Origin of the sequence: Marinomonas algae, assembly GCF_047525555.1 — a bacterium.
Lineage (GTDB): Bacteria > Pseudomonadota > Gammaproteobacteria > Pseudomonadales > Marinomonadaceae > Marinomonas.
The window spans coordinates 106,541-131,829 of record NZ_JBLIXK010000002.1 but is presented as its reverse complement, the minus strand read 5'-3'; the positions used below and the strand labels follow the sequence as shown (position 1 = coordinate 131,829).

Annotated in this window: 22 protein-coding genes and 2 tRNA genes; 15 read left to right on the top strand and 9 right to left on the bottom strand. The window is 42.3% G+C overall.

From position 1 onward, the window contains the following. Positions 1 to 23 precede the first annotated feature (23 nt). The 3 genes from ACMUMQ_RS04945 to sthA are packed head-to-tail and all read left to right on the top strand — an operon-like array spanning position 24 to position 2,714. Positions 24 to 1,037 carry an FAD:protein FMN transferase gene (locus ACMUMQ_RS04945; RefSeq protein WP_414680901.1) on the top strand — a complete coding sequence of 338 codons (1,014 nt, stop codon included), beginning with the start codon at positions 24 to 26 and terminating at the stop codon, positions 1,035 to 1,037. A gap of 28 nt (positions 1,038 to 1,065) precedes the next feature. Then, on the top strand, positions 1,066 to 1,299 hold the full coding sequence (nqrM, locus tag ACMUMQ_RS04940; protein ID WP_317004397.1) for a (Na+)-NQR maturation NqrM: 234 nt from the start codon (positions 1,066 to 1,068) through the stop codon (positions 1,297 to 1,299). A gap of 20 nt (positions 1,300 to 1,319) precedes the next feature. Then, positions 1,320 to 2,714: a Si-specific NAD(P)(+) transhydrogenase gene (sthA, locus tag ACMUMQ_RS04935; RefSeq protein ID WP_414680900.1), complete on the top strand. Its 1,395-nt coding sequence runs from the start codon at positions 1,320 to 1,322 to the stop codon at positions 2,712 to 2,714. 86 nt (positions 2,715 to 2,800) lie between these two features. On the opposite strand, the gene ACMUMQ_RS04930 is transcribed toward sthA, so the two are convergent. Further along, on the bottom strand, positions 2,801 to 3,352 hold the full coding sequence (locus tag ACMUMQ_RS04930) for a hypoxanthine-guanine phosphoribosyltransferase (RefSeq protein ID WP_414680899.1): 552 nt from the start codon (positions 3,350 to 3,352) through the stop codon (positions 2,801 to 2,803). 53 nt (positions 3,353 to 3,405) lie between these two features. Then, on the bottom strand, positions 3,406 to 4,230 hold the full coding sequence (locus ACMUMQ_RS04925) for a YihY family inner membrane protein (RefSeq protein WP_414680898.1): 825 nt from the start codon (positions 4,228 to 4,230) through the stop codon (positions 3,406 to 3,408). Between the two features lie 327 nt (positions 4,231 to 4,557). Here ACMUMQ_RS04925 and ACMUMQ_RS04920 point away from each other — a divergent pair. The 8 genes from ACMUMQ_RS04920 (at position 4,558) to ACMUMQ_RS04885 (ending at position 13,079) form a co-directional block, all read left to right on the top strand. Then, positions 4,558 to 4,634 (top strand) — tRNA-Arg (locus tag ACMUMQ_RS04920). A gap of 118 nt (positions 4,635 to 4,752) precedes the next feature. Beyond that, positions 4,753 to 6,078, top strand: coding sequence for a trigger factor (gene tig, locus ACMUMQ_RS04915; protein ID WP_414680897.1), 1,326 nt, complete (start codon positions 4,753 to 4,755; stop codon positions 6,076 to 6,078). A gap of 75 nt (positions 6,079 to 6,153) precedes the next feature. Continuing rightward, positions 6,154 to 6,786, top strand: coding sequence for an ATP-dependent Clp endopeptidase proteolytic subunit ClpP (gene clpP, locus ACMUMQ_RS04910; protein ID WP_347982335.1), 633 nt, complete (start codon positions 6,154 to 6,156; stop codon positions 6,784 to 6,786). Between the two features lie 14 nt (positions 6,787 to 6,800). Beyond that, positions 6,801 to 8,084: an ATP-dependent protease ATP-binding subunit ClpX gene (gene clpX, locus ACMUMQ_RS04905; RefSeq protein ID WP_414680896.1), complete on the top strand. Its 1,284-nt coding sequence runs from the start codon at positions 6,801 to 6,803 to the stop codon at positions 8,082 to 8,084. A 217-nt stretch (positions 8,085 to 8,301) separates the two neighbouring features. Beyond that, the gene (gene lon, locus ACMUMQ_RS04900) at positions 8,302 to 10,695 is read left to right on the top strand and encodes an endopeptidase La (RefSeq protein ID WP_414680895.1); all 2,394 of its coding nucleotides are present in this window, start codon (positions 8,302 to 8,304) and stop codon (positions 10,693 to 10,695) included. A gap of 127 nt (positions 10,696 to 10,822) precedes the next feature. Beyond that, on the top strand, positions 10,823 to 11,095 hold the full coding sequence (gene hbs, locus ACMUMQ_RS04895; RefSeq protein ID WP_036163501.1) for a non-specific DNA-binding protein Hbs: 273 nt from the start codon (positions 10,823 to 10,825) through the stop codon (positions 11,093 to 11,095). Positions 11,096 to 11,102: 7 nt separating this feature from the next. Beyond that, a tRNA-Asp gene (locus ACMUMQ_RS04890) sits at positions 11,103 to 11,179 on the top strand. Positions 11,180 to 11,255: 76 nt separating this feature from the next. Next, positions 11,256 to 13,079 (top strand): SurA N-terminal domain-containing protein, encoded by a 1,824-nt coding sequence (locus ACMUMQ_RS04885; RefSeq protein WP_414680894.1) that lies wholly within the window; start codon positions 11,256 to 11,258, stop codon positions 13,077 to 13,079. A 103-nt stretch (positions 13,080 to 13,182) separates the two neighbouring features. On the opposite strand, the gene ACMUMQ_RS04880 is transcribed toward ACMUMQ_RS04885, so the two are convergent. From ACMUMQ_RS04880 to ACMUMQ_RS04850, 7 genes are read right to left on the bottom strand one after another with little or no spacing between them, the layout of a single operon-like run. Beyond that, entirely contained in the window at positions 13,183 to 14,100 is a 918-nt protein-coding gene (locus ACMUMQ_RS04880) for a Dyp-type peroxidase (RefSeq protein ID WP_414680893.1), read from the bottom strand. Positions 14,101 to 14,129: 29 nt separating this feature from the next. Further along, a complete protein-coding gene (locus ACMUMQ_RS04875) occupies positions 14,130 to 15,956 on the bottom strand; it encodes a BatD family protein (RefSeq protein ID WP_414680892.1) in 1,827 nt (608 codons plus the stop codon). Continuing rightward, positions 15,950 to 17,707, bottom strand: coding sequence for a VWA domain-containing protein (locus ACMUMQ_RS04870; RefSeq protein WP_414680891.1), 1,758 nt, complete (start codon positions 17,705 to 17,707; stop codon positions 15,950 to 15,952). Before ACMUMQ_RS04870 ends, ACMUMQ_RS04875 begins: the two co-directional genes overlap by 7 nt. Then, a complete protein-coding gene (locus ACMUMQ_RS04865) occupies positions 17,704 to 18,702 on the bottom strand; it encodes a vWA domain-containing protein (RefSeq protein ID WP_414680890.1) in 999 nt (332 codons plus the stop codon). The genes ACMUMQ_RS04870 and ACMUMQ_RS04865 overlap by 4 nt, the downstream gene beginning before the upstream one ends. Further along, positions 18,695 to 19,177 carry a DUF4381 family protein gene (locus tag ACMUMQ_RS04860; protein WP_414680889.1) on the bottom strand — a complete coding sequence of 161 codons (483 nt, stop codon included), beginning with the start codon at positions 19,175 to 19,177 and terminating at the stop codon, positions 18,695 to 18,697. Before ACMUMQ_RS04860 ends, ACMUMQ_RS04865 begins: the two co-directional genes overlap by 8 nt. Then, the gene (locus tag ACMUMQ_RS04855; protein WP_414680888.1) at positions 19,177 to 20,088 is read right to left on the bottom strand and encodes a DUF58 domain-containing protein; all 912 of its coding nucleotides are present in this window, start codon (positions 20,086 to 20,088) and stop codon (positions 19,177 to 19,179) included. The genes ACMUMQ_RS04860 and ACMUMQ_RS04855 overlap by 1 nt, the downstream gene beginning before the upstream one ends. A gap of 4 nt (positions 20,089 to 20,092) precedes the next feature. After that, a complete protein-coding gene (locus tag ACMUMQ_RS04850) occupies positions 20,093 to 21,061 on the bottom strand; it encodes an AAA family ATPase (protein WP_414680887.1) in 969 nt (322 codons plus the stop codon). A 129-nt stretch (positions 21,062 to 21,190) separates the two neighbouring features. Here ACMUMQ_RS04850 and ACMUMQ_RS04845 point away from each other — a divergent pair, with 129 nt between their 5' ends. The 4 genes from ACMUMQ_RS04845 to ACMUMQ_RS04830 all read left to right on the top strand — a co-directional run bounded on the left by ACMUMQ_RS04845 (position 21,191) and on the right by ACMUMQ_RS04830 (position 25,223). Continuing rightward, on the top strand, positions 21,191 to 21,412 hold the full coding sequence (locus tag ACMUMQ_RS04845; protein WP_317004500.1) for a DUF2835 domain-containing protein: 222 nt from the start codon (positions 21,191 to 21,193) through the stop codon (positions 21,410 to 21,412). 30 nt (positions 21,413 to 21,442) lie between these two features. Beyond that, positions 21,443 to 22,510, top strand: coding sequence for a quinone-dependent dihydroorotate dehydrogenase (locus ACMUMQ_RS04840; RefSeq protein WP_414680886.1), 1,068 nt, complete (start codon positions 21,443 to 21,445; stop codon positions 22,508 to 22,510). 94 nt (positions 22,511 to 22,604) lie between these two features. Continuing rightward, positions 22,605 to 24,779: a bifunctional 23S rRNA (guanine(2069)-N(7))-methyltransferase RlmK/23S rRNA (guanine(2445)-N(2))-methyltransferase RlmL gene (rlmKL, locus tag ACMUMQ_RS04835; protein ID WP_414680885.1), complete on the top strand. Its 2,175-nt coding sequence runs from the start codon at positions 22,605 to 22,607 to the stop codon at positions 24,777 to 24,779. Between the two features lie 192 nt (positions 24,780 to 24,971). Next, positions 24,972 to 25,223, top strand: a complete 252-nt coding sequence (locus ACMUMQ_RS04830) for a formyltetrahydrofolate deformylase (RefSeq protein WP_317004497.1) — start codon at positions 24,972 to 24,974, stop codon at positions 25,221 to 25,223. The last annotated feature ends 66 nt before the right edge of the window (positions 25,224 to 25,289 follow it).

Genomic DNA, 25,289 nt, shown 5'->3' with positions numbered 1-25,289 from the left:
TGATGATTGAAAAAAGATTTTATATGCGCAAAAAAATACTGTTCCCTGCTTTTTTTCTTATAGCGGCAGCTATCGTTTATCGTCTTTCCTCCTTTTCTCCTGAATTGGTAAGCTTCTCTGGCCCTACAATGGGTACAACATATACAGTGAAGTTTTATACCACGGAGCAGATAAGCAATCCTTGGGATTTGAAAGACGATGTGGATGAGGTTCTCATTAAAGTCAATAAGTTGATGTCGACTTATGATCCAACATCAGAGCTTTCTGAATTTAACAAGCTTCCTGTTGGCCAATCTGCGGACATTAGCAAGGATATGGCATACGTGGTTGATAGCGCTTTGTTGATAAGCGAAATGACATCAGGCGAGTATGATGTGACTGTAGGCCCTTTGACTAACCTCTGGGGCTTTGGTCCAGGTCAGCGAGAAGACAAAGTACCAAGCCAAGATTTAATTGATGAGGCTAAGCGGCGAGTTGGGTATCGATATTTAGCACTTGATAACCTACGTCTAACAAAAGAGAAAGATATTTACGTTGACTTATCTTCTGTTGCAAAAGGTTATGGTGTTGATGAAGTCGCAAGAGTGCTGCGTGATAAAGGTGTAGAAAGCTACTTGGTCGAAGTTGGCGGAGAGATTTCATCTCAAGGTGTGAAGCCCGATGGTTCCCCTTGGAAAATTGCCATTGAGAGTCCGGCGGGTGGCCATTCTATGGCGGAACGGATTTTGTCTCTTGATGATGTGGCAGTCGCTACGTCTGGTGATTATAGAAACTATTTTGAAAAAAATGGGGTGCGTTATTCTCATCTTATTAACCCTATAACAGGAAAACCAATTTCTCATCGCTTGGTTTCTGTTACTGTAATTGATAAGGCGGCGACGATGGCCGATGGCCTAGCAACGGCGATTACCGTGCTTGGTCCAGAAAAAGGTTTGGCGTTTGCTCAGGATAATGGCATTTCTGCATACCTATTGGTAAAGACAGATTTTGGTTTTGAAGAGCTTTATTCGGATGCGTTTCAGTCTTATTTGAAATAAAGTAAGTTTAGATTTTAGGAGAAATTTTATGTTAACAATTGTTTTGGCATTTTCTCTAATGCTTTTATTGGTTGCAGCTATGGCTGTCGGTGTTTTGATGGGGCGTAAGCCTATCTCTGGATCGTGCGGCGGAATGAGCTCTTTAGGTATGGAAGTCGCTTGCGATATTTGCGGTGGCGATAAAGGCAAATGCGAGAAAGAAACGAAAAAAGGCATTGCTGAACAAACTTCTGATGATACGTTTTACGACGCATCGAAATAATTTAACGGGAAGAGGGTATTATGACAACAAGGCATTATGATGTTGTGGTTTTAGGTACGGGTCCTGCGGGTGAAGGTGCTGCTATGAGTGCAGCTAAAGCGGGTAAAAAAGTTGCTGTTATTGAGGCGAGCTCGCAAGTTGGCGGGAGCTGTACGCATTTGGGGACCATTCCGTCGAAAGCTTTGCGTCATGCTGTAAAAGAAATCATTGTCTTCAACACGAACCCAATGTTCCGTGATATTGGTGAGCCTCGTTGGTTCTCTTTTCCTAAAGTGTTGGATCGCGCAAACAAAGTGATCGATAAGCAAGTTTTAGGTCGCACAGAATATTATGCTCGTAACCGCATTGATATTTACTTTGGTCGAGGCAAGTTTAAAGATGCCAATACGGTAGAAGTAAATACGTACGAGAAAGGCCCTGAGCTTCTTGTTGCAGAGAAGGTTGTTATTGCTACTGGCTCCCGTCCATATAGACCGACTAATATTGATTTCTCTCATCCTCGTGTTTATTGCTCAGATACTATTTTGAGTTTGAGCCATACTCCTCGTTCCTTGATTATTTATGGTGCGGGTGTCATCGGATCTGAATACGCTTCAATATTTTGTGGATTGGGTGTTCGTGTAGAACTTATAAACCCTGCGAAGAAGTTGTTGAGCTTCTTGGATGATGAGATTACAGATGCATTAAGTTATCACCTTCGCGATAGTGGTGTTCTGATTCGTCATAATGAAACTTATGAATCAGTCGAAGCTACAGATCGCGGTGTTGTTATGCATATGGCTTCAGGTAAAAAACTACGAGCTGATGCTTTATTATTCTGTAATGGCCGATCCGGTAACACAGATAATTTAGGGCTAGAATCAATTGGTTTAGAAGTAAATAGCCGTGGTCAGCTTGCAGTGAACGATAATTATCAAACTCAAGTTGAAAATGTTTATGCCGCTGGTGATGTTATTGGTTGGCCTAGTTTGGCAAGTGCTGCTTATGATCAAGGTCGATCTGTTGCTGCGAATATGTTTGGCTTGGAAGGTGGTGAATTTATTAGTGAAGTGCCTACTGGTATCTACACTATTCCTGAGATTAGTTCCATTGGTAAAACGGAAGCAGAGTTGACTGCTGAAAAAGTACCTTATGAAGTAGGGCGTGCATTCTTTAAGAACACAGCGCGTGCTCAGATTACAGGGGAAGCGGTCGGGATGCTGAAAATCCTTTTCCACCGTGAGTCTTTGGAATTGCTAGGTATTCACTGTTTTGGTGACCAAGCCTCTGAGATCGTTCATATCGGTCAAGCTATTATGAAACAGCCGGGCGAACAGAATACCTTGAAGTATTTCCTGAATACGACATTTAACTACCCAACGATGGCTGAAGCGTATCGTGTTGCCGCTCTAAATGGTTTTAACCGAGTTTTCTAATTACGCTTTGTAGAAACAAAAAAACGCCTTACTTGTGAAAGTCAGGCGTTTTTTTATGGCTGTTACTCTAGAAATAAAAGAATGAATTAGCTGTCTTTTATTGCATAGATACCTTTAAGGTTTCTGAAAAATCCTTTGTAATCCATGCCGTAACCAAACAAGAAGCGATCAGCTACATCTGTGCCGATATAGTCGGGAGTCATGTTTGTTTTTCTGTCGTGTAATTTATTGATGACGGTGGCGGTATAAACGCTATTGGCTTCTTGCTGTTCTAGCCATTTTTGGATGGCTTGCAATGTATGGCCTTGGTCAAAAATATCATCAATAACAAGGATGGTTCTGTCTTTTAAGCTAGTTTGTGGGTAGCTTAACCAGTTTAAGGTCGCACCTTCTGTGTCCATTCCATAGCGAGTTGCATGAATGTAGTCTAGTTCAAGTGGGAAATTAAGCCTTTCTATCAAAGCCGCTGTTGGGACTAATCCGCCATTCATAACACAAAGAACAAGAGGTAGCTTGTCAGAAAGATCTGTAGTGATTTGAGCCGCCATTTTATCTAGCGCTGTGTTCAGTTCTGCTTCATCAACTAAGCAATCTGCTTCATCTAGTATTTTGTTTAAGTCGGTAATCGTGTTGGTCATGCTGGGCCTATTATAGAAAATTTGCGCGATTTTACATTAATCCTGACCTGATGCTAAGTCTTTATGCTGTGTAATGTGGCACAAAGGCAAATAGAGGCAAGTACGATTAACCAAGAGCTCTGTAACCAGATGAGGAAAATAGGAATGGCGGCAAAGGCACCATAAACCACTTGGTAGTTTGTGAAAAACTGTGCGAATGAGCCGAATATGGTGTTCAAGATATATAAACCTATGCTTCCAACTAGTGCGGATACTGCAGCCCATTTGATTGAAACATCTGCATTGGGTGTTAGAAAGTTTAATGTTAATAGCATTAGAAAATACAGAATGATACTACCTGCTTCTAATAGGCTACTAAGCCAAATATTCTCATCGACATTTCTTATTTGGATGGAAATAAGTGTTCCATAAAGGCTCAAGGATGTCGCGAAGATGATGGGCCCTAAGGTTAGGATTGCCCAATAAGTTAGTAGTCGTTCTCTTAATTTTCTGGCTTTCTCAATTTGCCAAATAGATTGAACGCTGCTTTCAAAGCTGTTCAGTAGTAGTAAAGCAGTCAAGAAAAGGGCGACAAGACCCGCAATAGGCAGGTTTTTAGTTTGAGAGGCAAACTTCATTAAGTGAGGAAGTACGATGTCACTAGAGCCAGGTGCCAGATGTTGCTCAAGCAGTTGAAAAAGCTGTGTCTGCATGGCTTCTAAAGCGGGAGTAAAACTGAGTATCCCTAGAATGATTGTGATAATCGGAACTGCAGCAAGTAAACTTGAAAGCGTGAGTTGGGCGGCCTTTTGAGGGAGTTGGCTGCGCTTAAATCGGTTTGCTGTTAGCAATGCATATCGTTTGAGCGTTAAGAGTGAGTGAGATGTGTGATCTTGCATGATTTATATCGTTTTGAAAGTGATGCTATCAAGATAACACAGCTTGCAAATAGATTATAAAAACTTCTTTGCAATCGAATTGCACAAATAGGGTGCAAGGTGCATTTATTTGGCGCACTCGGCTTGTTTTTCTTTGAATAGACTTGTATTATTCGTCTTGTTCCTTTTGTGATATTTGTGCTGAAGAGATAGCTTCTAAAGCTATTCTCGGTTCCTTAGTTGCAAATAGTCATTTTAGCCCAGTTTACTGGGCTTTTTTATGTCTATCTGTTGACGATTGCTATTCCATCCCTATAATAGCCCACCAAATGAAATGTAATGACATTAGTTCCGTTAGCTCAGCTGGATAGAGCAACCGCCTTCTAAGCGGTAGGTCACTGGTTCGAATCCAGTACGGAGCACCATTTCAGTCGATTACTTTAATTAAGTTTTTATTTAGGTTTTGTTGGTTACGATTAAATCTATGTCTTATTGATTGATAGATGACCAACAAATTAAAGCAAGTTCCCGTGAGGAAGTTTTATGCAAGTTTCTGTAGAGACAACGTCTCCAATTGAGCGCGTTTTAACAATTAGTGTTCCTGCTGCTCGTATCGAAGAAAAAGTAAGTGCTGAAGTGGCGAAAACTGCGAAAACAGTTCGCATCGATGGTTTTCGTAAGGGTAAAGTTCCTGTTAGCCTAGTTAAAAAACGCTACGGTCAAGGTATCCGTATGGATGCTGTTGAGCAAATTATGCGTGATGCTTATGTTGAAGCGATTCAAAAAGAGTCTATTCAGCCAGCTGGCATGCCTTCTATTGAACCTAAGAACTTCGCTGAAGGCGCAGATCTTGAGTTTGTTGTTAAAGTAGAAGTTTACCCAGAAGTTGCTTTAGCTGATAACTCAACAATCAAAGTTGATCGTGTTGTTTCAGAAGTAACTGATGCTGATCTTGATGTGATGCTAGAAACTTTGCGTAAGCAAAATGCTGAATGGAATGCTGTTGAGCGTGAATCTGCTGACGGCGACCAAGTAACAATCGACTTTGTTGGTTACTTAGGTGATGAAGCGTTTGAAGGCGGTGCAGCTCAAGGTCATAAGCTTGTTCTTGGTTCTAACACTATGATTCCTGGTTTTGAATCTGGCATCGTTGGTGCTAAAGCAGGTGAAGAGCGTACGATCTCTGTGACTTTCCCAGAAGATTACCAAGCAGAAAACCTAAAAGGACAAGAAGCTAGCTTTAAGATCACAGTATCTGAAGTAGCTGAGCAAGTGCTTCCTGAATTGGATGAAGCATTCGTTGAAAAATTCGGTTTAGAAAACGCTACGATTGAAGGTTTGCGTGCAGAAGTGCGTAAAAACATGGAGCGTGAACTTAACCAAGCGGTTAAAGCTAAGCTGAAAAATGCTTTGTTTGATGGTTTGCTTTCTATTAACGAGGTGGAAGTTCCTTCTGGATTGGTTGATCAAGAAGTTGATGCTTTGCGTAAACAAGCTGCTAGCCAGTTTGGTGGTGAAGGCTTTGATGCTTCCCAATTACCTGCAGAATTGTTCCAAGAAGAAGCAACGAAACGTGCTAAACTTGGTCTTTTGATTTCTGAAGTAATCAAGCAAAACGAATTGAAAGTAGATGACGAACGTGTTCGTGCTTTCCTTGAAGATATGGCGCAAGCCTACCAAGAACCACAGCAAGTTGTTGAATTTTACTTGAAGAATAAAGAGCAACTAGCGCAAGTGCAATCCGCTGTACTTGAAGAGCAAGTTGTTGATAAACTGTTAGAATCTGCTCAAGTTACAGAAGTAACTTTGGGTTATGAAGATGCTATCAAGCCAAATGCCCAAGCTGAAGAAGCTGGGGAAGAAGCATAAGCATTAGCTTATCTTTTTAATAAAGGCCGACATAGCTCATGTTATGTCGGCTTTTTTGCTTTTAAGGAATGCAATATGAATTTGACGAACCCAACTACAGGCCCTGTTGCAATTACAAGTAATGGCCTTGTTCCTATGGTTATTGAGCAAACAGCCCGAGGCGAGCGATCTTTTGATATTTATTCGCGTTTGTTGAAGGAGCGAGTGATTTTCTTGGTTGGTCAAGTCGAGGACCACATGGCCAATTTGGTTGTTGCTCAGCTTTTGTTTTTGGAGTCTGAGAACCCAGATAAAGACATTCATTTATACATTAATTCTCCAGGTGGCTCTGTAACAGCGGGCATGTCTATTTATGACACAATGCAATTTATTAAGCCTGATGTAAGCACCATGTGTATTGGTCAAGCAGCAAGCATGGGTGCTTTGTTACTGACTGCAGGTGCGGAAGGTAAGCGTTATTGTCTACCAAATTCACGTGTGATGATTCACCAGCCTTTAGGTGGATATCAAGGGCAAGCATCTGATATTGAGATCCATACTCGTGAGATTCTAAGTATTAAACATAAGCTTAATGAAATTATTTCTTTCCATACTGGTAAAGATATAGAGCAAGTCGCTATTGATACTGACCGTGATAACTTTATGAATCCGGAAACGGCAAAAGAGTACGGCTTAATTGATGATATTTTACAGAAACGTACAGTTTAAAAAGGGTGGAATAAATGTCGGACGATAATTTTAGCCGTGGTGACCACTCGGATCGACTATTGTATTGCTCTTTTTGTGGAAAGAGTCAGGACGAAGTCAAAAAGCTTATTGCAGGCCCATCGGTTTATATCTGTAATGAGTGTGTGGATTTATGCAACAACATTATCATTCAAGAGTTGTCTCAAGCTTCAGTAGAAGGCGGAGAGACAGAAGATGAATTGCCAACGCCAGCGAAACTAAGCGCGTCTTTAGATGATTATGTTATCGGTCAAGACAAGGCGAAAAAAGTATTAGCAGTAGCGGTTTATAATCACTATAAACGCTTGCGTCACCAAGGTAAGTCAGACACTAACATTGAGTTAGGTAAGAGTAATATCTTGCTGATAGGTCCAACAGGTAGTGGTAAAACTTTGCTGGCGCAAACGCTTGCTCGTGTTCTTGATGTGCCTTTCACCATTGCTGATGCGACAACCCTGACAGAAGCGGGTTATGTTGGTGAAGACGTGGAAAACATTATTCAGAAGTTATTGCAGAGCTGCGATTACGATGTTGAGAAAGCACAGCGTGGGATCGTTTATATAGATGAGATTGATAAGATTTCTAGAAAATCTGATAACCCATCTATTACGCGTGATGTTTCCGGTGAAGGTGTGCAGCAAGCATTGCTTAAGTTGATCGAAGGAACCGTTGCTTCTGTTCCTCCTCAGGGTGGTCGTAAGCATCCTCAGCAAGAATTTTTGCAAGTTGATACTTCTAATATTCTGTTCATTTGTGGTGGTGCGTTTGCAGGTTTAGAACGTGTGATCAGTGACCGAACAGAGAAAAGTAGTATTGGTTTCTCAGCTATGGTGAAGAGTAAAGAAGAAGGGAAATCTTTTTCAGAAGCGGTTCATCGTGTAGAAACAGAAGACTTGGTTAAGTTTGGTTTGATTCCTGAGTTTGTTGGTCGTTTACCTGTAGTTGCGACTTTATCTGAACTTGATGAAGAAGCTTTAATGACCATCTTGAGTCAGCCAAAAAATGCGCTTGTTAAGCAATATCAGCATTTGTTTGAGCTTGAAGGTGTTGAGTTAGAGTTTACTCCTGAATCTTTGCGTGAAGCTGCAAAGTTAGCGTTAGAGCGTAAAACAGGTGCTCGTGGCTTGCGTAGTATTTTGGAATCTGCTTTGTTGGATTGCATGTATGAACTTCCAACACGGAACGATGTTTCTAAAGTGGTTATGGATGGATCATCTATTCGCGGCGAATCAGCGCCTTTGATGGTGGTTGAGAAAGAAGATTTAGCGAAAAACGCTTAGCCGTAATGGTCTGATCTTAAATACATGACTAAAAACCGAAATGAATATTTAGCTTCATTTCGGTTTTTTTTATGCTCCTTTACCTCTAAAGTTTTTCTATAGGCTAAAATCAAATAGGTATTACTCTTGTAATTTAAGGCTTTGCCCTTATCTCTTTCCTAATCAATGTTGAAATATAAAGTGCGCTTTTGTTTATGCGCCCAGATTGGAAATTAATATGACGGATTCCTTACTCCTGCCAATGCTGCCACTTCGTGATGTGGTGGTATATCCACATATGGTTTTGCCATTGTTTGTCGGCCGAGCTAAATCTATAGCAGCACTAGAGTCTGCGATGGAAAATGATAAGTATGTCTTTCTTGTTGCTCAACAGGATGCATCCAAAGACGATCCTACGTTAGACGATCTTTATTCTATTGGTACCACTGCAAAAGTAATGCAATTGTTGCGACTACCAGACGGCACTGTAAAGGTGTTGGTTGAAGGTGGTAATCGTGCTCGTCTTGAAAAAATGGAAGAAGCAGACGGTTTTGTTTTGGGTGGCGTCGTTGAGCTAGACCTAAAAGAAGAAGATCAAAGCGAATATGGTGTTATCCGTAATGCATTATTAAAACAATTGGATGAATACGTTGCCGGTAGTAAGCGTATCCCAGCAGAGGTTGTTGCTTCTTTAAAGTCTATTGATGATCTGTCTAAGTTGATTGATAACATTACAGGTCATATGAGCCTAAAGCTTGAAGATAAGCAGAAAGTCTTGGAAATTGATTCCTTGGTTGGGCGTGGTGAGTATTTAATTGGCTTAATGGATGGTGAGTTGGATATTGCTCACCTTGAGAAAAGCATCCGTAGCCGTGTTAAGAAGCAAATGGAAAAAAGCCAGCGCGAGTACTATTTGAATGAGCAAATGAAAGCCATTCAAAAAGAGCTTGGTGATATGGAAGACGGTGGTAATGAACTCGACTTGCTACAAGAAAAAATTCTTGAAGCTGGAATGACCGATGAGGCAAAAGATAAAGCGGAAGCGGAATTGAAAAAGCTTCGCATGATGTCTCCTATGTCTGCGGAAGCAACAGTTGTTCGTGGTTATATTGATTGGTTGATCTCTTTACCATGGAAGAAACGCAGCAAAGTTCGTAATGATTTGGCTTACGCAGAAAAAGTGTTGAATCAAGACCACTACGGCCTTCAAGATGTAAAAGAGCGAATCCTTGAGTTTTTGGCTGTTCAGCAGCGCGTGAAAAAAGTAAAAGGTCCTGTTTTGTGTTTGGTTGGGCCTCCGGGTGTAGGTAAAACTTCATTGGGTCAATCAATTGCGAAAGCGGTAAACCGTCAATATGTACGTATGGCGCTTGGTGGTGTTCGAGATGAAGCTGAGATCCGCGGGCATCGTCGTACGTATATTGGCTCTATGCCAGGTAAATTAATACAGAAATTGGCCAAGGTGAAAGTTAAGAATCCACTTTTCCTATTGGACGAAATCGACAAAATGGGCATGGATCAGCGTGGGGATCCTGCTTCTGCATTATTAGAAGTGCTTGATCCAGAGCAAAACCATACCTTTAATGACCATTATCTTGAGGTCGATTACGACCTATCTGATGTTATGTTTATTTGTACTTCTAACAGTATGAATATTCCAGGTCCTTTGCTTGATCGTATGGAAGTTATTCGTATTCCGGGTTACACAGAAGATGAAAAACTGAACATTGCTAAGCGTTATTTGTTACCAAAACAAGTTAAGTTGGCAGGTTTAAAAGAGAATGAAATTCAAGTTACTGACGATGCTTTAATGGACGTTATTCGTTATTACACGAAAGAAGCGGGTGTTCGTGGATTAGAGCGAGAATTAAGTAAAATCTGCCGTCGAGTGGTTAAAAAGCAAGCTTTAAGCAAAGGTAAAGCGGCGAAAGCAGTTGAAGTAAGTGCTGCTAATTTGGAAGATTTCTCTGGTGTTCATAAATTTAGTTATGGAAAAGCGGAAGAAAAAAATCAAATTGGTCAGGTAACAGGTTTGGCTTGGACCTCTGTAGGTGGTGAATTATTGACCATCGAAGCAGCTGGTGTTGCAGGTAAAGGTCGCCATGTTAAAACCGGCTCCCTTGGTGATGTGATGCAAGAATCTATTCAAGCTGCTTTGACAGTTGTTCGAAGTCGTGCTGCTGGCTTGGGAATTGATGATGATTTTCATGAAAAAACTGACCTTCACTTGCATGTTCCAGAAGGGGCGACTCCGAAGGATGGTCCAAGTGCTGGTGTTGCCATGTGTACAGCAATTGTTTCTGTGTTAGCAAAGGTCCCTGTTAAAGCGTCTGTGGCGATGACTGGCGAGATTACTCTTCGAGGAGAGGTTCTACCTATAGGTGGCCTAAAAGAGAAGCTCCTGGCGGCTCACAGGGGAGGGATTAAAACGGTGATAATTCCTCAAGAAAACGCTCGTGATTTGAAAGAAATTCCTGATAATATCAAGGCTGACATTGAGGTCGTTCCTGTGAAATGGATTGATGAAGTACTTGATATTGCTTTGGAGTATATTCCCTCGCCAAAAAAGGTAGAAACCTTACCTTCGAGTGAAAAAACTGTTGATGAACAAGAAACTGTCAGTCATCATTAAAGTCATATCCTGTGTTGACAGGAAGTAGGTCGGGCTTGTATAACTTCTCGCTCGGCCTTGTGAGTAGGCATTTATATTGCGCCGAAAATAATTCTAAGGAACCACGAAAATACTGAAGGGGTACAACGTGAACAAATCTGAATTGATTGATGCTATTGCGGCGTCTGCTGATTTATCTAAAGCTTCTGCAAGCAATGCGCTTGATGCTACTTTGAAAACAATTGAAGCAGCGTTAGCAAAAGGTGACCAGGTTACACTAGTTGGTTTTGGTACTTTTGCAGTTAAAGAACGTGCGGCGCGTACAGGTCGTAATCCTCAAACAGGTGAGGAAATCCAAATTAAAGCAGCGAAAGTGCCTGGTTTTAAAGCCGGTAAAGGTCTTAAAGACGCTGTAAACTAATGTTTTTGGAGCAGTAGTTCAGTTGGTTAGAATACCTGCCTGTCACGCAGGGGGTCGCGGGTTCGAGTCCCGTCTGTTCCGCCATTAGACACAAAAGGTGTATTCCGAGCGGAATGCACCTTTTTTATTAGTTATTTAATTCATTCATTCGGAGGCAGTAATGCTCCAAGATATCAGAGATAAGTCGCAAGGCATTGTGGTAAAGATCATTGTTGGCTTTATCGTTGTGACTTTTGCTCTATTTGGCGTAGACGCTTTAGTTACAAGTTTTAACTCTTCGGAAACGGTTGCCGAAGTTGATGGTGTTGAAATTACACGTACAGAATTGTTACAAAGTGCCGAAACTCAACGTCGCCAATTAATTTCCATGATGGGTGGGCAGATTCGCCCTGAGTTATTAGAAGATAGTTTGCTGCAACGCCGTGCTTTGGATGAATTGATTCAACGTGCTGTATTAACAAATCAAGCGGCAGATCTTGGGCTAGGTGTATCAGACGCTCAAGTAGATTCCTATTTATTGCAAGCAGAGCAGTTTCAAACAAACGGTCAATTTGATCAGAATAAATACCTCAGCTTCATTCAGTCTTTGAGCTTTACACCTTTGGCTTTTAAAGAACGCATTAAACAAGACGTTCTTATTCAGCAGCCGCGAAATGCAATAGCTGGCTCGGAATTCGTTCTACCTTATCAAGTAGACAGTGTCTCTGCTTTACAGTCGCAAGAGCGCTCATACGATTACGCTACGTATTCTCTAGCAGATGAATCAGAACTGACGAGCGTTAGTGATGACGAGCTACAGGCTTATTACGAAGAGAACAAAGAAAGTTTTAAAACACCAGAACAAGTAAAAGTAAATTACGTTGTTATTTCTAGTTCTGACTTCTATGAAAAAGTTCAAGTAACAGATGCAGAATTACAGAGTGCTTATGAAGCATCTATTGCTGGCTTAGCAAAAGAAGAGCGATTCGCTTCCCATATCTTAATTGATACGTCAGAAAGAAGTGATGAAGAAGCAAAAGCTCGTCTTGATGAAGTGCAAGCTAAACTGGATTCTGGTGTAAGTTTTGCGGAGTTGGCTGCGGAATATTCTGATGATATCGGATCGAAGAATGATGGCGGTAATCTTGGCTACATTGAGAAAGGTTCTATTGATGAAGCATTTGATGATGCATTGTTTTCAATGGAAAAAGATGAAGTTAAATCTGCTAAAAGCCCATTTGGTTATCATTTAATTAAGCTAAACGATATCGTTGATGCAGATGTACCAAGCTTTGCTTCACAAGAAGCTGAACTTAAGCAACAGTTGATCGAAATTAAAGCCAGAGATGCTTTGCTAAGCGCTCACGAAGATATTACAGATTTGGCTTACGCAAGTGACAACCTAAATAATATCGCTAAAGAATATGGCGTAGACGTGCTTCAAAGTGCGTACTTTGGTCGTGAAGGCGGTGATGACGAAATTACCAGTAATGCTGTTGTAATCGCTTCTGCTTTTGGTGTTTCTGTTTTGGAAGATAATCAAAACAGTGATCTACTTGAATTAAGTGATGATCAAGTTGCTGTGATACATTTGAATGATCACAAAGCTGAAGCATTCCAGACTTTTGAAGAGACTAAAGATCAGGTTGCTTCCATTGTTATTCAAAACAAAGCACTAGAATCGCTTCAAGCGAAAGCAGAAGCTGCGAAAGAGGCTTCTGATACGGAATGGACGTCTGTTGCCAATGCTAAGCGTGGCCAAGATGAAATTGCCTCATTGGCTTTTTCTCTGCCTCACCCAACTTCGGGTCCTGAGTTACAGGTTAAAGGCCTTGCTAATGGTGATCTGGTCTTGATTCGATTGAATGCCGTAACAGTTGGTGAAGACTCAGTTGCAGATGAGCAGAAACTTGCTTACGAGCAATACTTGAATCAAATTCAAGCGAGCTTGAGCACAGAAGGTCAGCAAAGTTATCTACAAGGTAAAGCGACGATAGAACGTTAATTGGTCGCCATTGCTACTAAAAAAGCCACTCTATTGAGTGGCTTTTTTGTGTGTTCTTGCAGGCCTTTGCTTTGTTTTATTGTCTAAATATCAGCTGACAAGGTTAATCTTTCAGAGAGGTAAACCACTCAACGGCAGGAACAAAAAAAGCTTGGCTAGTCTTAATGCTGGTGTATTTCATTAAGTGATCCGTGTTGCCGTGTTCATCGCCTTTCACCATGCTTTCTAGCATAAGGTTAAATGCGGTTGGTGTTTTTCCATAGCTCGCAAACATCAAGCCTTTTTCAGTTAATGAAGCGAATGGCATGCTGTGGCGTAAAATCTCTATTGAGTTTCCATTGTCGTCTTTAAGCGATGTACGCTTGGTATGTGCATGCACAGATTTATCTGCAGAAGCGTATTCTTCATTGTCATACTTAGTTCGACCATAGGTGTCTTCTTGCGTTTTGATGGGTTGTTTTTCCCATTTTTCTAGGTCGTGAACAAAGCGCATTAAATTAAAGTAAGAACCGTCTTTGAAATCAGGATCTTCCTCTCCAACAAGAGCTACTTTCTTGCGGTTTTCACCTTCTGGGTTTTCTGTTCCATCGACAAAGCCAGTTAGATCTCGGTTATCTAAATATTTAAAGCAGCTGACTTCTTCAACGAGTTCAACGCTGGACCCAAATGCAGAAAAGATCTTATTGCCAAGCTCGTAGCTCGCATCGTGTCGTGATGAACGAATGTGCAATACTAAATCCACATCAGTCGGAACAACGTCTATTTCTTGACCTTTAATGTGAGGAAAGGGTGCCAACTCTTTTGGTTGTTTCTGGTCGAACTCACTCCAAACTTGGCTGCTTAATCCAACGCAAGCATGCAGTTGCCCGTCAGGAAACTGTTCTTGTGTTTCTTTCACGATAGAAGGGACAGAAGCAAGGGCTTGTTTAGCTTTGCTAATATCTGAGCGCTTAATGTTAAGAGTAATAAAAAGGGCGTCACTCGACGCTTCAGCAATAATGCCGGATTGGAATGAAGTCATTCAGATAGTCCTTTTGTAATCGGTTTATCTTAAAAGTTTGGGTAAAGTGTTTTTAGCTGTCCAGCCTGAGAAGGCTTAGGCTGGCCGCTAGTAAATTCTTCTAAAGCATCTGCGAGAGACTCACCGTACCACTCATGGATCGGATTGTTGGAATACATAAGAAGCTCTGATTCCATGAGTAGTTGAGTTACTTCAACAGACGTGAGTCGTTTGATGTCATCGACGCTATGAATTTCGTGATCTCCCCAACGGTGTCTAGCCCACTCTAATAGACAAGATCTCAGCTCCGAAAGGTTGTTGTTGTGACAGCATTCAATTAAGGCTTTATAAGCCGAGTTTTCATCTGCTGTGCTCAATGGGGCGAAATCTTGTAATGTTGGAACTTGTGTTGCGCTTTCAGGGGCGCTCTTTTGTCGCTTTTTAAACCAGATAGCCAACCAGCCTGCGATCGTCAATAAAGAGAGTAGCAGCAGCCCAGCAATTAAATAACCTCGTAATGACCAACTAGAAGAAGTTTCTGTAATAGCGACTTCAATTGAAGCCGGTTCATTTGCAGTGTCTGTCTTTTTCGTTGGTGTTTTCGCTAAGGATATGGGCGCAACAGAGCGTGGTTGAGCAGGAAGAGGCTCACTGATCTTAGGAGTGCTTGAGTCGGTTTGATTTTGTGTTGCACTGCTTGGTAAAGGTGCAATCAAAACTTCTTCGGTGGTGGCTGAAGCTGTTTTGATTGCTCTTGTTTCCGTATCCCAATAAGTAATGTTCACGTCGGGTAGCTGAAGGGCTCCATCTGCTGTGGGTACAACCTCGACCGTGATTGTTTGGTTTCCAGTGGCGCCATTACTTGTTTTTTGCGTATTGAATTTAGGTGGCTTTGGGTAGAGTTTGTAATCGCGCGTGCTGTTGAAATCCAAGGTAGGGATTTGTTCAGGAAGCGCACCTTTTGTCTTGATATCAATCGTCCAGATTAATGTGTCTCCCACTCGTGGCGAGTCGTTGGTTTTTTCTAGCTTTGTTGACACAGTCACATTCGAGCTTGGTAACCATGTGTCGCTAGAATAGCTTGCAGGAATAGGCAGCACTTGCAAATTCAACGGCTCGCTTTGCACCTTAATCATTCTTCTGCCAGTTGACGTATTGATCATGGCTTGCAGTGTTTGTGGTGGAATGGTGAGCAAGCCACTGCGCTGAGGAAAGGCAAGATATTCTCGTGTAATCACCTGATACTGTGTGCCATTAATCGTCTGATAACTCATTTGGTCATCGATTAAGCGCTCAATAACAAGATCGGGGTGTGATGGTACGGAACGGTTGGCGTTTTGTAGAGCAACAGAAGTATAAAGCTGGACGCTTAAGATAACTTCCTGTTGTAAATACGGCTCAATTTCAGAGACTTCTGTTTTTACAATAACCGGAGGATTGCCATTTCCGTCGAGCAATTGAGGTGAGTTCTGCACGACCAATTTGATTGCTTGAGATTCATGCTCTCCGACTTTGATAGGAGGAATCTCAAAGGTGCCAACTGATTTTGGCATCAAGGAGATGACCCAATAATTCATCGCACGGCTGGTACCTAAATTAAAGCTGAACTGACTGTTTTGGCTTTTGCCTAAAACATCAAAATCACGTTGTAAGGGGGCCAATTCTGGGCCATTTCCTGTGTCGCTGAAATCGGCTCTGATTGTGAGCTGGACAATCTCGTTTTCGGTAATAGTGCTTTTATTAAGCGATGCGGTTACTGTGTCCGCATAAAGATTGTTAGAGAATGAGGCTGCAAGCAATATCGTCACCAAAATGGAAAGCAAACATCGCATGCTGCGTTTCAGATTGGATGAAAAGAAAGTTTGCTTAATTACCATGGGTTTTGCCCATCCTCTTGTGTAAATCGATTTTCGTTACGTTTTTCTTGATGCAGATACCAGAGTTTACGCTGCAGTAATAACCCAGGATCATCTTGAATTTGTCTTAACCATTGATTCAGAGCTTGAGTTTGTTCTTTGTCGAGAGTGCTGTCGGCTGTCTCTTTCTTTTCTGCTTCGCTCTGGGAATCAGCTTCTTGCTTATTATCCTTAGGTGATTTCTCTTTGTCTTCTGTTTCGTTCTTTTTATTGTCATTTTTTGACTCTGAAGAGTCATTTGGCTCATTTTTTTCATCTGAGTCTGATGACGACTGTTGACTCTCTTGGTTCTTGCTCTGGTTGCTGCTTTGATTTTGGTCCTGAGAGTTTTGATCCTGAGACTCGTCGTTTTGTTCGTTCTTTTTTTGCTCTTGTTTTTTGAGGTAGTCGAGGTTCTCTTTGGCAACCACAAGAGTCGGATCTTGCTCTAAGGCTTTTTCATACGCTTCTATGGCTTTTGATACGTCACCAGATAATGCGAAAGCATTGCCTAAGTTATAGTTTTCAGAGGCGTTTCTTTCTATGCCTTCAAGAGATTCTATGGTTTCTTGGTAATTTTTTAGGGCATAAGATGACGCGGCCTTCCAATCAGGTTGAGTGAAATATTGATCAGCTGTTTGCCAATCGCCTTGATCAACGGCCTGTTGGCCTTTTTGATCTGGTGTTAAAAACCAATCTAAAGGGGAAGCAAAGGACTTTTCTGAAGGAAGGGAGAAAATGCCAATAAGTAAGATGAACAGCATGCCTTTTCGGAATTGGAATGCGAGCCAAAGCAACAAAGGCAAGGCAAACCAATGACCTTGTTCTTGCCAATAAATACTCTTGTTTTCCGATTTCTGAGTTTGCTGATTGTCCAATGAAGTATGGGTGACTTGAGCCAGCTGATTTGGCGTCAAGCGTCCTTCATAAAACTGCCCGCCTAATGATTGAGTAAAGGCTTCTAACTTATCAATAGGAGTGGCTGCGATGACGTTTTTACCATTCTGTCTCATGATTTGGCCGTCAGGAAGCTTAATTGGGGAAGCGTTAGTTGTGCCAACAGCGATTAAATCCAGTTGCGTGTTAGCCCCTTTCAGCAGAGAAGGGATTCGTTCTTCATCTTCTTCACTCAGATCATCTGTTAATACAATGATGTGCAAAGGCGTACTTGTGTCTTGGTTGAGTGATAGTGCCGTCTCAATACCACTGCTTAAATTACTGCCATACACAGGCATGATAATGGGTTCGAGAGCCAACAAGAAATGAGTGATGGTTTCTCTGTCTTGGCTGAAAGGGCTGATAACAAAGCCTTCTCCAGCAAAAGCCACTAGGGCGATATCGCCTTCTTTTGTTTGCTCTAGAATATCTCGGATGGTTTGCTTTAACTGTGTTTGGCGGTTGGGCAAAATATCCGTCGCATACATAGACAAAGATTGATCGACAACCAAAACGGTTTTCTGGGTGCTTTCAAACATTTCAGTTGGCACTTGTGTCCAACTGATGCCAGCTAACCCAATCCAACACAGAATCAGACTAATGACGCCAAGCCATTTGTTCTTGTTACTTGAATGGTTTTTGTATTCCAAATGCTCAAGTAGATTGGCGTCTACCGTGCTGTCCAGAGCATTTTTTTGTGACGCTGTGGCATTGAATAAAAAAGCAATGAGCAGCGTCACGGGAATAAACAGCAGCCAGTAAGGTCGCTCGAAATGGATCATGTCAAACAGCATCATGAGTGACTCCTTTTGCGCCAAACGATTTCTCTGTTAGACAGCAAAGCCAAGCTTAGAAAAGCGATGGCGCCTAGGCCTAACCAGTGGAAAAGGCTAGTTAAAGGGCGTTGCCAAATGTCTTCTGCTGGCGTGGGTTCTAGTTCATCTAATGTCTGATAAATCGCTCTTAAATCTTCTGTGCTTTTAGCGCGAAAATATTCGCCGCCAGTTTGAGCGGCAATGTTTTTAAGCAGAGTTTCGTCCAGATCGCTCGATGGGTTGACGACTTTTGAACCAAAAAAGCTTTGTACTAACATGCTGTCCGCACCAATGCCTATGGTGTGAATGCGAACATTCTGTGAGGCGGCAAACTCCGCTGCTTGCTCAGGTTGAACTCGGCCTGCGGTGTTGGCGCCATCCGTCATAAGGATTAAAACTTTTTTGTCGGATGGTTTGTCTTCGAGTCTTTTAATGCTCAAGCCAATCGCATCACCTATGGCGGTTTGCTCACCAGCAAAGCCTATTTGTGCTTCCTGGACAAGCTGGTTAATAGTAGTTGTGTCAAAGCTGAGAGGCGCTTGTAAATAGGCTTTAGAGCCAAAAACGATGATCCCGATGCGGTCACCGCGACGGGCTTCAATGAAATCTGACAATACAGATTTAGCGGCTTCTAGTCGGTTTGCAGATTGATTGTTGAGTGTCATATCAGACACCTGCATGCTGCCGGACAAATCCAATGCGATTAACAAGTCTCGACCTGATGGAACGACTTTAGTTGGTTCGCCCAACCAAACGGGTTTGGTCATGGCTAGGACGAGTAAAATCCACGCAATCGTCAGACACAAAGGCCCTAACTGAAAACGCTTTGATGCCAGCTTGGTGTCTTGGTGATGAACCAATTCATCTGTATTCATCCACCAAATACCATTTCCTTTTGGCTTTGCTTTAGGAGCAAAGAACCTTATTAAAGGAATAGGAAGAAGCAGTAGAAACCAAGGCCAAGTTAATTCAAGCATGGTGTTTCCTTATCCAATAACTTGTGGTTTTGATCATGGCGCTTCGTTGTTCTGGTGTTAGTTCAACCTTGCTGCGATAAGGGCCATCAAAAAATGCGTTTCCAAGTAATGAAAATTGGTATTTTTTAGGCATAGTGAGATCTATTTTTTCCAATAAAGCTGAACTAGGCAGTGCGGCCATTTCTATTTTATTTTCACTGATGAAACAACGACGAATCATTTCATGGCAAAGCAATATGCATTCTTTGTCTGATAAATCAGTCGGTGCTTTAGTGATGGCATTAAGTGCTTCACGTCGGTAGGCGCGTTTTTTGTAGCGTCGATAACGATAAAAAACAAAGGCACCAATGAGCAAAAGCAGCAATGCAAGAATTAGCCATGTCCACCACGCGGGCGGCCACATTGGAATGGATTCGGGTAGCAAATAAGCTTCATTTGGCAAACTCATTGTTGCCTGTGTTTGACCGGCAGGCATTAGCGTAAGGCTCCTTGAGAAAGTAAATAGCGAGCGATTTTTTCAGGGGATTCCGTTAGGTCGAACAATTGATGGCGAATGCCTATAGCGGAAAGCTTTTTACGCATAACCGCGTTTTGCTCAAAGAAAGCGGCCTTTGCCTGTTGCATGGTTTTTTGGCTGACATTCACTCGTTGGATGCCATATTGGCCGACCATTTGATATTGACCTGTTGGCAAATTGTAGGCGTTGCTATCAATGACTTGAATCCAGTGAACGGCATTATGCTTGGCAAGTTGCATAAGCGAGCTTTCTTCCTCATCACTCCAACTTTGCTTATCTGTCAAAATAATCACATCTTTATTGTGTGATTTAGACGTCAATAGAGAGCGAGACCACACACTTTTTTGATTCGGCTTTGCGCTTCTATTGTCTAATCGAGAAGCGTCTTGTAATTGATGAAGCAAAGTAGGAAACATGCTTTGTTTGTTGTTGGCGTATTCTTGTTCGCCATAATTCAAACAATAAGACAAGGTGTCGCCTTGCTGTTTTGAGCGCCAAGCAATGATTCCCGCAAGCTGAATTAAGCGAGTGGAAATAAAAGTATGGCGAGTGCCAAAGTAAGCGTGATTGGACAAATCAACCAACAACAATCTTTGATGGTCATTTTCTTGAGCATAAAGACGAGTGTGCGCTTGACCTGTACGAGCTGTGACACGCCAATCTATGTGCCTCAAGTCATCACTTGCTTGATAAGCTCGTAGCTCTAGCATTTCCATGCCGTGACCTTTCTGGCGAGACCGACGCTCGCCAGTGTTCGTCGCAAAACGAATGGCTTTCGGTGCTCGGCCTAAATGCTTCGCATAATGGGCCAGAAGGGCAAAATGCGCTTCATCTAACTCCGGTGATTCTGGAGATAATAATGGGCTCATAATGTTACAGTGCCGGAACGTGACTGATTAATCGTTTTAATAAATCATCGACAGATAAGCCTGCTGCTTGCGCCTCAAAGGTTGTAATAATGCGATGACGCAAAACAGGTAAAGCCACTTGGCGCACATCATCTGGTGTTACAAAGTCTCTGCCGTTAAGTAGGGCATTGGCGCGAGCACAGCGGTCTAAAGCAAGTGTGGCGCGCGGACTTGCACCAAATTCAATGAGGTTTTCGACTTTGCCTGCTTCACCAAGATAAAGAGCAGGTTCTCTTGTTGCCATGACCAATTGCACTATGTATTGCTCGACACTTTCCGACATATATAAAGACAGTGCTTTTTGCTGTAGTTCAAGAATATCGCTCGGCTTGCAAAGTGGTTGAGCCGTGCTGGTGGCGGTTTTATGCAGGTCTTGTTGTCTGACCAATCTGAGTACTTCTAATTCACTTGCAGCACTCGGATAGCCAAGGTTGATTTTCAACATAAAGCGGTCAAGCTGAGCTTCTGGTAAAGGATAAGTTCCTTCTTGCTCAATGGGGTTTTGAGTTGCGATGACAAAAAACAAAGGCGGCAAAGTATAGCTATTATTGCCTACAGTCACTTGGTTTTCGCCCATGGCTTCGAGTAACGCAGATTGTACTTTTGCAGGTGCGCGGTTGATTTCGTCAGCCAATACAATTTCGTTCATGATTGGGCCAGGAATGAAGCTAAATTGACCGTTTTCTTGTTGGTAAATATCCGAGCCAGTCACATCGCCAGGCAGTAAATCAGGCGTGAATTGAATACGTTGGAAGCGGCTGTCTATTGCATTGGCCAGCGCTTTGGCTGCCGTGGTTTTTGCAATACCAGGCGGGCCTTCTAAAAGGACATGGCCATTAGCAATTAAAGCGACAAGTAATTCATGGGTTAAATCAGGTTGGCCAATAATGGCACGATTGAGGTGGTCTTTTAATTGTTCAATTACAGCTACCATCGAACCTAGCTTCCTTATACTTCTGTCAAAAAAAGTGTCAACACAATATAATAACCCTCATCTTATCGGATTCAAATCTTTACGCACAGAGTCACGTCTGTAAGAGTAACGTAAGCATAGGAATAAAAAATGGCAAAACTTGTATTGAGTGTGGCGTTGCCCGCATTCAAATATGAAGCTATGTATGCGGGCGCTGCAAAAAACTTAGTAGCGAACAGTTTGGATGGGCGCAAAGTACAACTTCCTTTGGCGGCTTTTCAACGTTTTGTAACACATCAAGGTATTAATGGTGTGTTTGAAGTAGAATTTGATGATTCGAATAAATTAATTGGCATTACTCAACTTAGATAGTGCAACGTAAACACCTAGGAGCCTTATTTTATGTACAACCTTGCTCGCTCGTTACTTTTTAAATTGGACCCTGAAGTTTCTCATGAATTGTCATTAGATCTTCTGGCCGCAAGCAGTCGATTGGGTTTGAACAAATTTCTAGGTGGATTGCCATCAACTAAGCCAGTTGAAGTCATGGGGTTACGTTTTCCCAATGCAGTTGGTTTAGCGGCAGGCTTAGATAAAAATGCCGACGCATTTGAAGCCTTAGGCGCACTTGGTTTTGGTTTTGTTGAAGTGGGTACTGTGACGCCAAAAGGTCAGGCTGGTAATCCGAAGCCACGCTTATTCCGTTTGCCAGAACATGAAGCCATTATTAATCGAATGGGATTTAACAATAAAGGTGTTGATCACCTTGTTTCACGTATTAAATCTCATCGTTATCCGGGTGTCTTGGGCGTTAATATTGGCAAGAATTTGACCACCTCAGTTGAAGATGCTGCTGCGGATTATTTGGCTTGTTTAACCGCTGTTATTCCTTACGCGGATTACATTACAGCGAACATTAGCTCGCCAAACACACCAGGGTTACGTAGTTTGCAATTCGGTGAAAGCTTGGCGGAGTTAATTGCGCCATTGACGGAAGCCCGTGATCGCTATGAAGCGGAGCACGGAAAACGCGTTCCATTGGCCGTGAAAATTGCCCCTGACATGACAGATGACGAAATTAAACTGGTGTCTGATACGTTAGTGGAACAAGGCGTTGATGGTATCATTGCGACCAATACGACCTTGTCTCGCGATGCGGTTGTGGGACATCAGTTTGAAGAAGAAGCGGGCGGCCTAAGTGGCGCGCCAGTGCGTGATGCATCTACTCATGTTGTTAAAGTACTGGCTGAGCATCTGAAAGGCACCTTGCCAATTATTGGTGTCGGCGGTATTTCCAGTGGTGCCGATGCGGTTGAAAAATTGCAAGCTGGTGCGAGCTTGGTACAGATTTACTCTGGGTTTATTTATCAAGGTCCAGAGATGATAAAAGAGGCGATTGCCACGACAGATGCTTATTACCGAGAGCGTGATTTAGGCATTTTAAAACGAACTTATAAAGCAGCCATCTAACTGAAAGTGTTTAGTGAGCTGTGAAGAAGGCGAGACATGATCTCGCCTTCTTTATTTGTTGAATATCCATTGAATTTAAAAAAGTAATTTAAAAATGAGCACAATATTACAGACAACTGATTCTGAAAATCAGGTTTACGCATTAGAAATAACCTGTCCTTTAGGATTAGAGAATGTCTTAGAAAAAGAGCTGCACAGCGAAGGTTTGACGAACACTCGTTTTGGCGAAGGGCAAGTTAAGCTGACGACTGACTTAGAAGGCATGTACAAAGCGTGTCTTTGGTCGCGTGTAGCCACTCGAGTCATGTTGCCAATCGCGAATTTTAAGATCGATTCCGCAGATGATTTGTATGACGCAGTAAAAGCCATTCCTTGGTCTGAACACATGTCAGCAACCAACACGATTGCGATTGATTGCCACGGCACTAACCATCACATTCGCAATACTCAATTTGGTGCGGTTCGTGCCAAAGATGCGATTGCAGATTATTTTGTTGCCTTATCTGGCGAACGTCCAAGCGTTGAAAAGAATCAGCCAGATGTGCGTATCGCTTTGCGGATTAAGCGTGAAGTGGTCACTGTGAGCATCGATTTGTCCGGCGAAAGTATGCATCGCCGTGGCTATCGTCAACAGGGCAGTATGGCGCCGTTGAAAGAAAACTTAGCGGCTGGTTTGTTGTTACGCGCAGGTTGGGGCAAAGATTGTGGCTTAACTCAGCTGATCGATCCTATGTGTGGTTCTGGTACTTTCTTAGTAGAAGCCGCCATGATGTCGTTGGATATTGCGCCAGGCTTAGGTCGTCATTACTGGGGATTTAAAGGCTGGAAGCAGCATGATCACCGTATGTGGCAGCAGTTAATGGATTTTGCCAAAAATCGTAAAAGAAACGCAGAAGAACTGGGTTTGCGCTTTCAAGGTACGGATCGAGACCAGCGAGCGATTGCCGCTTCCCGTGAAAGCATTAAACGTGCAGGCATGGTGGGAATCATCGATGTGTCCATGACGCCTTTCCAAGAGCACGAGTTTGACATTAACCAAGAGAAGCCGGGTTTAGTGATTTGTAACCCACCTTACGGTGAACGTATTGGCGACGAAATGGCATTGATCGCCTTGTATCGTCAATTGGGCGAATGGGTTGTCAGCAATGTGCGCGGTTGGCAATTTATGATGCTAACCAGTAATGACCACTTAGCGCGTCAAATTCCGGTTCGACCAGAAAAAAGCACTCGTGTTATTAACGGTGGCATTGAGTGTCGTGCTTATATTTTTCCATTGTTGCAAGGCAGTATTAAAGAAGACGTTGTCGCTCAATCCGTGATGACGCCTGGCGCTCAAATGTTTGCTAATCGCTTGCAGAAAAACGCCAAGAAAATGAAAAAATGGGTCGAGAAAAACAAGATCCAATGTTACCGAGTATACGATGCAGACATGCCGGAATACGCTGTTGCGATTGATGTTTACAATGATTGGGCTCACGTTCAAGAGTATCAAGCGCCAAAAAGTGTCGATCCAGAAAAAGCTAAGCAGCGTTTGTTTGAAGTGATGTCGGCCATTCCAACGGCGTTGAATATTTCAGAGTCTCAAGTGGTTCTTAAGCAGCGTCAAAGACAGTCAGGTAAAGAGCAATATGAAAAGCTTGATCAATCCAAACATGAAATGATTGTCGAAGAATATGGCTGTGATTTCATCGTAAACTTGAAGGACTATTTGGACACAGGTTTATTTTTGGATCACCGACCTGTGCGTAAATTGATTCAAGATAAAGCCGATAGTAAGCGCTTTTTGAACCTTTTTTGTTATACGGCAACCGCGTCTGTACATGCTGGACAAGGTGGTGCTCGTAGTTCCTTAAGTGTTGATATGTCGAATACCTACACAGAATGGGCGCGTCGTAATATAGAATTGAACGAGTTTTCTGAACTTTATCACCAAGTCGAGCGAGCAGATTGCATTGAATGGCTTAAGCAAAGTCGAGACACGTTTGATTTGATTTTTATGGATCCTCCAACGTTTTCAAACTCAAAAAAAATGGCGGATGTGTTAGATATTCAACGTGATCATGGTGAATTAGTCCGCTTGGCGATGGCAAGACTAGAGCAAGAAGGGGAGCTGATTTTCTCTAATAATTACCGCCGTTTTGTACTGGATGCAGATTTAGAAGAAGAGTTTGAAGTGAAAAACATCACTCGTGAAACGTTGGATCCTGACTTTGATCGTAATGGTAAAATTCACCAGTGTTACATCATTAAGCATAAGCTCACTGCTTAAAACTTAGTGATATCAGGTGTTTAAATAGTCATCGCATCTTCTTAGATGCGTCATGAAAAAGGAGGCGGTTTGTAAACCGCCTCCTTTTTTTTATCTTTTTGTAATCTTAGGTATGCAAACTCTATCTTGTGAGAAAAAGAGTCTATAGTTAATAAAGCAATTTAAGTAAGAGACGGCAAAGTGAGGGAAATTATGAAACTCAAATTAACGCCAACTCAAAATTTATGTGTTGGCTATCTAGAATCTGGTTTTGAACTTATCCAGTTAGGCGAGCAATTCTACTTTGTTAAAGGGAAGCGTCGGCAGAAAGTATTGCCGAAAACATTAGACGCTCTTATTGATAGAGGTGCGCTTTGTACCGAACAAGGCAATTATAAGCTTACTCAAGAATTTATAGCTCATCGCAAAAAACTGCGTGAAGGCGTGAAACCAGTTCATCATTAACTGTGTTCCTGGTGTTGTTGTAATGTTAGCTGAGGCTACTTTGCCCCATTATTTTTCTCTGAAATC